Origin of the sequence: Rubripirellula obstinata (assembly GCF_001642955.1) — a bacterium.
GTDB classification, from domain to species: Bacteria; Planctomycetota; Planctomycetia; order Pirellulales; family Pirellulaceae; genus Rubripirellula; species Rubripirellula obstinata.
The window spans coordinates 1-12,435 of the sequence record NZ_LWSK01000143.1; the positions used below are offsets into that span (position 1 = coordinate 1).

Annotated in this window: 8 protein-coding genes and 1 tRNA gene; 6 read left to right on the top strand and 3 right to left on the bottom strand. The window is 54.9% G+C overall.

Annotation, left to right across the window (positions count from 1 at the left end):
* Window positions 1–262: 262 nt before the first annotated feature.
* Entirely contained in the window at window positions 263–1,045 is a 783-nt protein-coding gene (locus RC85_RS22365; RefSeq protein WP_149752506.1) for a hypothetical protein, read from the bottom strand.
* 101 nt (window positions 1,046–1,146) lie between these two features.
* Between RC85_RS22365 and RC85_RS22370 the strand changes: the two genes are divergently transcribed.
* Window positions 1,147–1,815 carry a phosphoribosylanthranilate isomerase gene (locus RC85_RS22370; protein ID WP_068266970.1) on the top strand — a complete coding sequence of 223 codons (669 nt, stop codon included), beginning with the start codon at window positions 1,147–1,149 and terminating at the stop codon, window positions 1,813–1,815.
* Between the two features lie 167 nt (window positions 1,816–1,982).
* On the opposite strand, the gene RC85_RS22375 is transcribed toward RC85_RS22370, so the two are convergent.
* Together RC85_RS22375 and RC85_RS22380 are read right to left on the bottom strand one after the other, a co-directional pair.
* Window positions 1,983–5,219 carry an efflux RND transporter permease subunit gene (locus RC85_RS22375; protein ID WP_068266971.1) on the bottom strand — a complete coding sequence of 1,079 codons (3,237 nt, stop codon included), beginning with the start codon at window positions 5,217–5,219 and terminating at the stop codon, window positions 1,983–1,985.
* Complete coding sequence (locus RC85_RS22380) at window positions 5,216–7,114, bottom strand: efflux RND transporter periplasmic adaptor subunit (protein WP_068266972.1); 1,899 nt, start codon at window positions 7,112–7,114, stop codon at window positions 5,216–5,218. The genes RC85_RS22375 and RC85_RS22380 overlap by 4 nt, the downstream gene beginning before the upstream one ends.
* Window positions 7,115–7,566: 452 nt before the next feature.
* Here RC85_RS22380 and RC85_RS22385 point away from each other — a divergent pair.
* From RC85_RS22385 to RC85_RS22405, 5 genes are all read left to right on the top strand, one after another.
* A tRNA-Gly gene (locus tag RC85_RS22385) sits at window positions 7,567–7,639 on the top strand.
* 62 nt (window positions 7,640–7,701) lie between these two features.
* Window positions 7,702–8,712, top strand: coding sequence for a ketoacyl-ACP synthase III (locus RC85_RS22390; RefSeq protein WP_084422942.1), 1,011 nt, complete (start codon window positions 7,702–7,704; stop codon window positions 8,710–8,712).
* Between the two features lie 215 nt (window positions 8,713–8,927).
* A complete protein-coding gene (locus RC85_RS22395; protein ID WP_068266973.1) occupies window positions 8,928–10,064 on the top strand; it encodes a GNAT family N-acetyltransferase in 1,137 nt (378 codons plus the stop codon).
* Between the two features lie 158 nt (window positions 10,065–10,222).
* Window positions 10,223–10,936, top strand: coding sequence for a YqgE/AlgH family protein (locus RC85_RS22400; protein ID WP_068266974.1), 714 nt, complete (start codon window positions 10,223–10,225; stop codon window positions 10,934–10,936).
* A 421-nt stretch (window positions 10,937–11,357) separates the two neighbouring features.
* Entirely contained in the window at window positions 11,358–12,128 is a 771-nt protein-coding gene (locus tag RC85_RS22405; protein ID WP_068266975.1) for a metallophosphoesterase family protein, read from the top strand.
* Window positions 12,129–12,435: the final 307 nt, after the last annotated feature.

Consider the following 12,435-nt stretch of genomic DNA (forward strand, 5'->3'; position numbering starts at 1 on the left):
AGCCAAAGCGAGTTACGGCGGTGCGCAGATTGCCGTAACTCGCTATGGCTCGCTACGGCCTACATACTGGCGATCAGGGAAATGTGCCGTTGCCACAATGTTTCACAGCGCTGCAGTTTGTGTTGTCTGCCATGGTGCAGCTTGCCCAATCTGCTGCGTTGCAATGATTGTCATCAGGCCAGGGTACGCCCGCTGCGTGGGGGAGGTTGAAAACTGCACGGCCTCCGTAGCCCTGTAGGTAGTTTGTTGAGCCGTCGTGGGATCAAGCCAAGCTAACGATCGAACTGACCACCAGCACCGCGACGAAACCGCGTCGCAAAATCGCTCCGTTGGTCTGGTGCAGACGAACCCACTGGGGCAACACTTCCAACGCGATCCATTGATGATCGGTTCCAGTCAGAACGGGTTGTGAAACTGACAACTGTTGAAACTGACGAGTCGGATAAAAACGTTTCCAGATCGCTACGCATCCGGTCATCGACAAACCAACGATCAACGCTGTCAGTAATGATGTTCGCGTCCAGTAAACGTTAACGACGCTGCCCAGTTTCACGGGCGCTGGTCCAAGGTTTTGTGATTGAATCGATTGATGTCTTTCAATCTGATCAATGCGAGCGTCTGCGGCTGAGGCGATTCGGTTCCAACTTCGCGACGCCGGATGGTGCGGTTCCATTGATACCGTAACCGAACTCTGATGCGAAACTTGCCTGATCTTGGCTCCAGAGGTAGCAGTTGACGTGTTGTGATGTTGCCAAAGCGGCTGAGCGGCTTTGACGTAAAAGCGGCTGGTCTCGGCGATCCAGCGGTTGGTGCCCAGCAGCGGGTGGTCGACGATTTCCCCGTAGCTTTCTAAACGATTGCGAATCGAAACCAAGTCACGATGGTTAACCGGGACGGTGTAGGAAACTTTTTCGCCTTCATCCGATGAAACGATGACCGTTTGCAGCGGTGTGGTTGGGGCCATCATGCATGACACCAAGACGAATGCCGCCAAAAAGACTAAAACCATGTCTCGGATGCTCATTCGACATTGTTCGGTGATCATCGAGACTTTTCCCTTTCCATTAGAGATGGCGTTGTCTTTCGTATCGGACGAACCAGCGGTGTCACAACAATCTAATTCTGACGACTGTATGACCAACGATCATGTTTGAAGTAAAAATCTGTGGCGTCCGCCTAAAGTCTGACGTCCAAGCGGTCGGTGCCGCCGGTTCCCACGCTGGAAAAGCAGTCGCCATCGGCCTGAATTTCTACCCAGCCAGCGCGCGATACGTCGATCCCGAATCAGCAGAAACGGCTGAGTTGTCGGCGACGGCGGCGCGAGCTGGAATCCTGCGCGTTGGAGTGTTCGTTCACGAAACACCTGAAAAGATTGCTAGAATCGCCGCCCAAGTTGGACTGGCGGCCGTGCAACTGCATGGCGACGAAACGGTCGAAGAGGTGGATCAGCTTTTCGAGTTGATCGAGATCGACATCATCCGCGCGATCAAACTTCCAACCGGCCCGATCAGCATCGAAGAGATCGACGAAGCGTGCCAGCCATGGTTGGAAATGGGATGCGGTTTGTTGTTCGACGCCGACGCCGGATCCGATCACGGTGGCAGCGGCAAGACGCTCGATTGGCCATCGATCCGATCCTGGGCCGACGCCAACCCCGACATCCCCTGGATGCTAGCCGGCGGACTGACCCCCGAAAACGTTGCCGAAGCGATCGAAGTCACCGGAGCCAAATGCGTTGACACAGCCAGCGGCGTGGAAGAATCACGCGGAGTGAAATCGGCGGCGAAGATCGAGGAGTTTATTCAGGCAATTTGAGATCGCCAGAATGTAGGCCGTAGCGAGCTTCTAGCGAGTTACGGCACTTCGCGCACCGCCGTAACTCGCTAGAAGCTCGCTACGGCCTACTTTCAAAGGTTGCTAGCCGTCACCCAGGGTGCGTTCCACGACCCTGGCTTTGGAATCTAACGCCGATGGTGTAGGTGCTAATCGTCCTGGACCGAAAATCCGACGAATTCGATTAGGTTCAAATACAGCAAGTAGAACACTGGTACCAAAATCAGGACTAGGATCGTTGCTAGGGCCAGGCCGAATGCTAGGCTTGCGGCCATCGGGATTAGCAATTGAGCTTGGAAGGATCGTTCGGTCATCAGCGGTGCTAGGCCGGCGATCGTGGTCATGCTGGTTAGCAAAATGGGGCGGAAGCGACGCTGGCCGGATTCTACTAACGCTTGGCGGATTGGCATGCCGTCTCGGACTCGGGAATTGATGAAATCGATCAAGACGATGGAGTCGTTGACGACCACACCGGCCAGTGCGACCAGGCCAAACATGCTGAACAGAGTCAGCGGCAGGCCTAAAATCGCGTGGCCCCAAACCGCACCGATCATGCCGAAGGGAACGATCAACAAAATCAACAACGGTTGAACGTAGCTGCGGAATTGGACGACCAGCAACACAAACATGGCAACGATCGCGATCCCAAACCCCGTGATCAAACTGCCCACCGATTCACGCGACTGTTCCCGTTGTCCCTCCCAACGAACCCGCACGTCGGGATACTTTGCTTGCAGCTTGGGCACGAACTCTTTCTGCAAATCAGAAATGATCAACTCAGCATTGGCACGTGTTTCGTCCAAGTCAGCCGAAATTGTGATCGACCGCATTTGATCGACTCGATTGATTTCGGAAAAACCGCGGCTCAGTTCGACTTCGGCAATCTCGGTGATCGGACGCTGAGACCCGTCCGCGGTTTGCACTCGAATTTCGCGGAAATCAACCAAGCTCTCGCGTTCTTCTTTCGGATAACGAACCATCAACTTGACTTCGTGACGACCACGTTGCAATCGCATCACTTCGGCACCGAAATAGGTGTTTCGTACCGTTTCGCCCAGGTCGGTTGGCGTCACGCCCGTGGACAAAGCACGGTCTTTGACGCGGAATTGGAACTCCCATTTACCAGGCGTGTTGTCGTCCGCGATATCGAACACACCCGCGAACTCGGCCAATCGTTCTTTGACCGCTTCGGTTGCCTTGAGCAATTGGTCTTCGTTTTCGCCGGCGGCCAGCAGTTTGAATTCGATTGCTTTTCCGCCTGGACCGACACCGATCGTTCCATAGGTCACTCGTTCGCTGCCGGGGAATTCCCCCGCCTCGGCTCGCCACATCGCGATCAGATCATCGCTGTGGATATTGCGAACTTCGGTATCAAACAATTCGACAAACAACTGGCCGACATGCGAACCGTTGCCGCCACCGCCCGCCGCATTTTCGACGTTGGTGATTGAACCAAGGTCGCGATAGGTCAAACGCACTGGACCATCGCCATCGCCCTGATCGGATCGGTAGATGTCTTCGATCGGGATGCCGGTTTCTTGCGAACGTTTTTCCGCAACCCGTTGGCTGACCCGGCGAATGGCGTCGCCCATCTTTCGCGTGGCTCGGTCGGTTTCGATTGCCGGTGTTCCATCGGGGAACGCAATTGTCGCCTGCAGGTTGTTGTTATCTGTTTTGGGAAACAGGATTGACGGAACGATTCCGCCGCGGATCAATCCAGCGGTAAAGATCGCCATGCCTAGGGCGGCCGCGATCGGAACCAACGGATGCGCCAGAGAAAATCGCAGCATCGGCGTGTAGACCGATTCAACGACCCAGTCCATGCCGCGTCCGGCGTGACCGCTGGCCCAGTTCAGCACCATGCCGATCGGACGAATCGGGTAGGTCAGGACGTCCATGAACCGGAAGAAACCGGTGTGTTTGTGTGCCAAGTGAGTCGGCAATACAAAGACGCTTTCCCACAACGAAATCACCAGCATCGCGATCACCGCAAACGGGATCACGGCCATGAACTTGCCCATCACACCGGAAACAAAGAACATCGGCGAGAACGCAATCACGGTGGTCGTGACCGACGCCGCCACGCTGCCCATGACTTCGGTCGTGCCGTCGATCGCGGCTTGTTTGAGCGGTTTGCCCATTTGAATATGAGCGTAAATGTTTTCGCCAATCACGATCGCGTCATCGACCACGATTCCGAGTGCGACCAGGAACGAAAACAGGCTGAGCATGTTGAGCGTTTGATCGCCATACGATAACGCGACGCCTGAACCCAGGATCGAAATTGGAATGCCCAGTGCGACCCAGAACGCCAGCCGCATTTCAAGGAACAGCGTCAGCACCAAGAAGACCAAGATCAAACCTTGCAAACCGTTTCGCAGCAGCAATCGCAAACGGTCTCGCACGTCGGTGCTGGTGTCGCCCCAAACCTCGAACCGGAATCCCGGCGGTAACTCGGCGGCGGCAACGTATTCGCGGACGGCTTCGGTCATCGCCAACAAATCTTCTTGCTTGGTTCGATCGACGTTCACCACCATCGCGGGTTCGCCATTGATTTCACCGACCGCCGTGATGTCCTCGAACTCGTCACGAACCTCGCCAAGATCGGCGATTGTTAGCACCACGCCGCCGGGCCGAGTCACGATGGGCAACTTCGCGATCTCTTCGCCAACGCGCCCTTTATTCTTCGCCCGCAGCAGCACTTCCTGGCCTTCGGATTTCAGATTGCCACCCGGCAGTTCGATGTTCCGCGCTCGAATGATGTTGGCGACAGACGCCAGCGACAGGCCGTAACTACGCAGCGTCGCTTCGGGGATTTCAACATCAATCTGGTAAGGCCGCGTGCCCATGATTGACGCGGATGAAACCGACGGCAACGTCAACACTTCATCGCGAACCTGTTCAGCCACTTCTCGCAATCGCAATTCGGATTGGCGAGTCCGTTCATCCGGGCCGACGATTCCGATTCGGATGGCGGCTTCGCGAAACGTGATCTGCTGGACCTGTGGATCCTCGGCCAGCGCGGGGAAACTTGGGATGCGATCGACCTCGCGACCAATCTCGCTCATCACCTTTTGCACGTCTTCGATATCGCTGCGCAATTCCGCCAAGACAAAGCCTGAACCTTCTTGGGCAATCGACGTGACCTTCTTAATTCCGTCGATCGAGCGAATCGCTTCTTCGATTTTTTGGCAGATCGCTTCTTCGGTGTCCGTCGGTGTCGCGCCGGGATAAGGCACGGTGATCATGACGATTTCAAGCTCAAACGCGGGGAAGACTTCGCGGCGAAGTTTTCCCAACGACAACGCACCGATCGCCATCAACGCGATCATCAGGACGTTCATTCCAGGGGCATTACTGATCGCCCAAGCAACCGCACGCTTCATGATGACACCTCGCCCAACGTCGCGACTTCGGCATTCTTGTCAGCTTCCGTTTCGCCCGTTGGCGTTTCCTTCGGTTTGACGACCGACGCACGAGCCGGCAAGTAGTCGCCATCGACCGTACCGATCGGCGAAACAACGACCCAGGAATCGGGACCGACGGAACGATTTCCGACTTCGCAAACCCACAATTTCTCTTCGCCCTGATCTGGACCAGCATCACCGTTGCTGTTTTTGTTCAGCACGATCATCGAATTGATTGGCGTCACCGAATTGCGGCTGACGACGCGTCCGGCCTGCCAATCGTCAGGATCAAAGGTCTCGATTTCTTTCTCGCCGGTTTCGTCGGTCTCGTCGGTTTGTTCAGTTTCATCTTCCGCTACGACAACTTCATCGTTGCCAGTCGGTTGCTCCTTCGGCGTCAACACACTTTCATCGTGAACGAATTCAAACACGCGGTTGCCTGGCCTGATCGCGCGAGCCGGGATGACGACCAGTGGGGTTTGAGGCGTGATTAGCAGTTTCACTCGCACATACATCCCGCGAACCAATGCTGACGCCGCCGCTTGGTTGGTTCGCGAAACTTCGACAGGCTTCCCATTTTCGTCCACCATCGTTTGCGGATCATCGACCACGATGCGGACGGGAACGGTTCGAGTGTCGTTGTCCAGGCCGATGCCGTTGTAGCTGAGCAAACGAGCTTTCCATCGGTAGACCGTGTTTTCGCGACCAGAGATCTGGTATTCGATCAGCGCCGGCGTTTCCGGCAGATCGTAGCTGCGAGACATCTTGGGCGAGATTCCGTTGACTTTTTCGGCACCCTGATCCAGCACCCAATAAAGTTGGTCCATTCGCATGCTGGACGCGACCTCGGCTTTGGACGTGTCATCGATCACGACCAGCATTTGACCGCGGCTGACAAACGTGTTCACGTCCGCTTCCTCGCTAACGATCACGCCTTCGATCGGAGCACGGATTTCGGTGCGTGCCAAATTCACTTCGGCGGCCCGCAGGTTGGTCGCCGCCAATTGTTCGGACGCTTCCAATCGAACGCGGCGTTGGCGAAGCAGGTTCAAGTTGTTTTCGGCGCTGATCAGTTGTTGCTGAGCCGCGTTGAGTGACCGTTGTGCTTTTTCGATGTCGCCGCGACTTGCGTAACCCTTGGGTAGGGAACTCTGCCGTTTGACTTCTTTCATCTGCAGCTTGACATCGTCTTCGGTGATCTTGATCACACGTTGAGCGTTCGCCATTTCCTGATCGATCTCGCGCAGGCTCTGGTATTCCTGTTCCTTTTGCCGCGTCAAACGTTCGACTTCGATTTTGTAATCGGTGTTATCGATCTTCATCAGCAAATCGCCTTGCTGAACATATTGACCGGCTTCGCACTTTTCAGACTTCATCGTCACCCGGCCAGCGACCTCCGCGGCGACCTTGGCTTCTTGAAACGGAACAACCGTACCGTCGATCTCCAACGCCAACTGCGTGCCGGTTGCCTTCAGCGATTGCAGTTGCTCGATCCGGACCGGGGCGAGAGCCTTCATTCGGCCCAGTCGCGTGTTATCGATCGCGGTTCGCTTTTCAGGTTCAACGCTGCCGAGCAATAAGAACACCAGAAAGGCACCGACCAGCAAGATCAGCGGCAGCACCAAGTTGACCATCAAACTGTGCAGGCTAAAAATGCTCTCGCGAGTTTTCTTGTGACCGGGCGTATCGGTTGCCTTGGAATGGGGCACCTTGGAACCGGTCACCTCGGAATCGGCGTTTTGACGAACCTGTTCCGTATCATGTTGCACGCCGTTGTGGGATTTTTGGTCGTGAAGGGATTCGTCATCGGTTCGTACACGTCCGGTTGCCTCGGATGGGCTGCTTGGTTTGGATGGAGTCGCGGGATCGGGCATGAATTAGCAGAACGGGATTCGAGGGATGCGTGTCGGCGTGCGTTGCCCCGGTTTTCTGGTGCGTCTGGGGTTCTGATGCGGTCGCTGTTTAGTGTCAGTTCAGGTCAACCGGCTTATCGTAAACGGATTTGCCTGTTTTGCTTAGAGGCATTCTGAACACGTTGGGATTTGATTCGTTGACGAAAAGTAGGCCGTAGCGAGTGGAGCGAGTTACGGCATGGCTGCTGGGAAATGCCGTAACTCGCTGGAAGCTGGGACATGCCGTAACTCGCTGGAAGCTCGCTACGGCCTACAAGGGGTTGCCGATCATCATGGCTGCACTCCCCTGATAACGAAAATGCAGACAATTCCGATCAAACCTCACTCACTGGCGTAAAAATTGCCGTCGCTTCTCAACGGGCCTTGCCGTGAAGGGGTGGCTTCCTATAATCTGCCTCTCTCGACCAACATCAGCGGCTGTAGCTCAGTTGGCAGAGCATCACGTTGCCAACGTGATTGTCGTCGGTTCGAATCCGATCAGCCGCTCTTTCCTTGGTTTTTACTGTCACGGTACTCTTTGCCGATCAGGCATCTCTTCGGACCCCGCTGTGCCCAATTTACACTGCGGAAAGCACGCTCGGATTGGCGAAATCGCCGTCCATCTTCCCCAGCGGATCGAGACCAACGATTCGCTGCAGGAACAGTTCCCACGCTGGGACCTAAAGCTGATTGAAGAGAAGACCGGAATCGCACAGCGGCACATTGCCGCACCAGAAGAAACCGCCAGCGACCTGGCCGTTAAAGCGGCTGAAAAGCTGTTCCAGGAAAACGACATCGATCGCAGCCAGATCGATTTCCTGCTGCTTTGCACTCAGACGCCCGACTACGCATTGCCGACGACCAGTTGTTTGATCCAAGATCGATTGGGTTTGCCCACTCGCTGTGGAGCGCTGGATTTCAATCTCGGGTGCAGCGGGTTCGTGTACGGATTAGCCGTCGCCGACGGGTTGATCCAAAGCGGTGCCGCCAAGAACATTTTGTTGCTGACCGCAGAAACGTACAGCAAGTATATCGACGACGATGACCGCAGCCTGCGAACGATTTTCGGTGACGGTGCCGCAGCGACGATGATCACCGCGTCAGAAGAAAAAACGTTGTGGGGTTTCCAGTTTGGAACCGACGGCAGCGGCGGCGACATGCTGATCGTCGGCGACGGTGGTTCTCGACCGGCCGAAGATGCGATCAAACCAAGGCACCGCAAACGATGGAAGAGTCGTTTGTACATGGACGGCCCCAGCCTGATCAACTTTACCGTCGATGCGGTGCCGCGTTTGGTTGACGAGATCCTGCGCGACAACGATCTAAGCGACGCCGACATCCACACGTATCTGATGCACCAAGCAACGTGGAAGATGCTGGATCAATTGCGAGCGCGAATGGATTTGCCGGAGGAACGTTTGCCGATCGACATCGCCGACATCGGCAACACGGTCTCATGCACGTTGCCAATCCTGATCGATCGATTGCGTTCGCAAGACAAGTTGCCAGCAGGCAGCAACCAAATGCTGATCGGTTTCGGCGTCGGTTTGTCGTGGGCCGGTTGTTTGTGGAAATGCTGATCAGTTTCAAAGAGTTTTCAGCAATCGTCAACTCTGGCAAGATCCGTTGCCGTCCCCCGATGCATCGCATTGTTACGGCTTGTAACGTTTGTATCGCTTGAATGATTTCCAGGTGACGCGAATTGAAACGATCCAAAACTTGCATGAAGTCGTTCGAAACAATCTGAGCTAGCTTTCAGGTAATGATCACTACCTGTGCCTGTATCGCTGCTTAAATGCCAACGCTCGAAATTATCGAAGACCTAAGCGGCTTGCTTGAAGACCGTTTATCCTGGGACCGCCTTGCCTGCGGAATTCCCTTTCGTCAAACCGCGTGGCTGGAGCCATGGTGGAATTTTCTTGCAAAGGATTGCCAGGCAACCGTTTTAACAGCCCGCGATGAACAAGGTGAACTGATCGGTGCATTTCCTCTGTACCGAAAACCAGGGACACGAACGCTGTGCGCACTCGGTGATGGCGAAGCCTGCACCGACCACGTTTCGATCCTTGCTAGACCCGAACAAAGTGAAGAGATTGCGACAGCGTTTGGGCGTCACCTCGCATCGAATTCCTCTCACTCGCGTCATGGTTGGGACCTGATCGACATTGACGGTGTCGTCGAAGGCGACAAAGCGATGGCGGCGTTCGCAAAGGGCTTGAAGGAATCCGGATCACAGTTGCACGCGGGTTCTCGCATGAGCACTTGGTTCAAGCCGGCGGATAGCGATTGGCAAGAACACATCAAACATCATGGAAAGACTCAGCGTCGAAGAATGCGCCGGTGGTCTGAAAAAATTGACGACGATCCAGACATCAGTCGAACGATCGCGGTGACTGAATCGGAAGTCAAAACACTGTTGAACACGATCATCGACATGCATCAGAAACGCTGGAACGCGGCCGGCGAACCAGGCAGTTATTCAGATCCAAATTTCCGCGACTTCATGCATGAAACTTGCCGCCAATTCTTGCTTCAAGGACAATTGCACTTGTCTGGGCTTTCCTTCCAGGGACAAATTATCGCCGGCGACATCAATTTCATCGGCCAGAATCGTGTGCTTTATTGCTACAGCACCGGGTACGACACCAATTTTTCCGAGCTAGAACCGGGGCGATTGCTTTGCGTCGATGGCTTGCGAGAAATGTATCGTTCGAGTTTGACCGGTGTGGATTTTATGCGGGGCGATGAGTCCTACAAAGCTCGTTTTACCACAGAATCTCGCAAACTTTACCGCGTTCGCGCGGTCGCGCCGACACTTTTGCCACGACTGCGACACGCAGTCTGGGCGACCGGATTCGAGGTCAAGCAGTGGATGCGTCGGCGGACCGGCCGCCAGGAAATTTTGGTCAATGATCCGACCGAAATCGGGTAGATGAGACTAGGTAGATGAGACCAGGTCGGTGAGCCAGAAGCAGGCCTGAAACTAAGATTGATCCCGTTGCATTTTTGCCGCCCCCCTTGCAGTTCAAAACGGGTATAATTCAGGTCTCATCGAAACCGACGCATTCTCTGATCTGAGGAACTGGCACCGTGAATCCAAATTTGACCGGCCGGCTATTGATCGCTTCTCCTCACCTTAGCGACGGAAATTTTTTGCGGAGCGTGGTTTTTATTATTCGCCACGACGTCGAAGGTGCGTTTGGGTTGACGATCAACCGACCGACCGACCGCCGCTTCCGCGACTTGATCGATTGTGCCCCGGCGGAAGGCGAACCACGTGATGACGATCAAATCTTTCGTGGCGGTCCAGTCGAAGGACCGCTGTTGGCGCTGCACAATCTTGCGGGCGTCGGTGAACCATGCAACACCTTTGATGCAATCGACCAAGCCGTTTCGCCCAGCATTCCAAAGGACGGCAGTTTAAAGGGCGGCGGTCTAAAGGACGGTACCAAGGTCACGATTGAAAGCCATCCATCGCAGCCTTGGGGATCGATGTCGATCGACTTGGGCAACCCGCCCGCCTGGATCACCGGCGATGACGACCACCTGCGAATTCTGCTTCGCCGCCCCGACGCAAAAGTGCGATACGTTGCTCATTATGCCGGTTGGGGACCATCACAGTTAGACGATGAATTGCAAGCCGGTGGATGGCTGCACAGCGACGCGGACCATGACATCCTGTTCGGCGATCCCGATCAGATCTGGGAATTGGCTGTCAAGAAATGCGGATCCGAAGTAATGTCAGGAATTATTCCCGACGTTTCGATCGACCGCATGAATCGCTGTGATCCAGGAATGAACTAGGCGTCCATGTCAGCTCAATCTTCGGTTAGGAGGTAGCGGAAGTCGCGTAGACTTTCGGCGTCCCCCTCGTAGCCGAAACTCTTGGCGAGTTCCGCTACCCGAAAATTGAGGTGACGCGGAATACTAGGCGTGGAATCAACTCAGAATTGAATTTGAACGCTTACTCATGTGCCAGCCTTTTGTTAAACTCGCGGTTTCAACGTAGCTGATCCCGCCAGGGTTCAGTTGAGCTTGACCTGATCGTGGACTGAACCCTGGCGGGATCAGCTACGGGTAGGTGGCCGGCAATCTTCGAGGTTGTTTTAAAACAGTTTCTTAGATCGCTGCAGCGAATTTCGTTATGTCGCTGCCATTGGTGACGGTAACCACCAAGATCGTGGTCGATCGAATCACAATCAATTCATTCTAACCGGGTAACTCGATGCGACGTTTCGTGATTGGCGACATTCACGGTTGCGCGAAAGCGCTCGACACTTTGATCGAGACGATCCACCCGACCAGCACTGATGAAATTGTTTTCCTGGGCGACTATATCGATCGTGGTCCAAACAGCCGTGATGTCGTCAAGCAGGTCATCGAGCTTGGTAAGTCCTGCCGAACGGTCACCCTTCGCGGCAACCACGAAATCATGATGTTGGGTGTCGCGTTGTATGGGCTCGACGACAAGGTTTGGTTGGCTAACGGAGGCAACGCGACGTTATCCAGTTATGGCGGAAAGCTGTCCAAAGTCCCAGATCTGCATATCGAATTCTTCCGCGGGCTGCGTCCGTACTACGAAATCGACGAAAGCATCTTCGTTCACGCGGGTTATGATCCCGCTTTGGAAATGCGACACCAAGAAGAAACCACGCTGTATTGGATGCACCTGCCCAATCCATTGCCAGAACCGCACATCAGCGGCAAGCGAGTTTTTGTCGGGCATACGCCACAGCCAAGCGGCATGGTGATGAGTGCCGAGCACCTCGTCGGCATCGACACCTATTGTTTTGGCGGCGGCTATCTAACCGCGTACGACGTCACGACCTGTGAATCGATCCAAGCAAACCGACACGGCCATTTAAGAAAAGCGCCTTTTCGAAAGCTATTTGAAGGCGTCCAGTTTGCAGCCAAAACCGCTGGCGGAGTGTGCCGAAAACTTGTCAGTGGCAAGCAGCCGGATTCAACCAAGCCGGTTACCGAATCGGCTGATTGAGGTTGTCGCCGGAGTCTACGCTTTAGCTGCCAAGGAATGGTCACGAAATCACTTCTCGGTTTTCCCGTAGCTGGGCCCGCCAGGGTTCAGTCCATTATGAGCTGTACCCAACGCCGTGAAGGGTTTCTAAATTGTTTAATCGCGTGGGCATCGCCTGGGCCGCTAAATCTTTGGCGTTGCCGCGGACATTGGAGGTCCAAGTTTTGTTCCGTCCCTACTGAAGTACGCCAACGGCGTTGAACACCATAGCCCAGGGTTAAGGTTTTGCGAGCGTAGCGAAGCAAACCGCAACCCTGGGTTGATGACG

Bases quoted from the DNA above. Each gene is read 5' to 3' on its own strand.
- RC85_RS22365 (WP_149752506.1), bottom strand. From the start codon at position 1,045: ATGATCACCGAACAATGTCGAATGAGCATCCGAGACATGGTTTTAGTC.
- RC85_RS22370 (WP_068266970.1), top strand. From the start codon at position 1,147: ATGTTTGAAGTAAAAATCTGTGGCGTCCGCCTAAAGTCTGACGTCCAA.
- RC85_RS22375 (WP_068266971.1), bottom strand. From the start codon at position 5,219: ATGAAGCGTGCGGTTGCTTGGGCGATCAGTAATGCCCCTGGAATGAAC.
- RC85_RS22380 (WP_068266972.1), bottom strand. From the start codon at position 7,114: ATGCCCGATCCCGCGACTCCATCCAAACCAAGCAGCCCATCCGAGGCA.
- RC85_RS22395 (WP_068266973.1), top strand. From the start codon at position 8,928: ATGCCAACGCTCGAAATTATCGAAGACCTAAGCGGCTTGCTTGAAGAC.
- RC85_RS22405 (WP_068266975.1), top strand. From the start codon at position 11,358: ATGCGACGTTTCGTGATTGGCGACATTCACGGTTGCGCGAAAGCGCTC.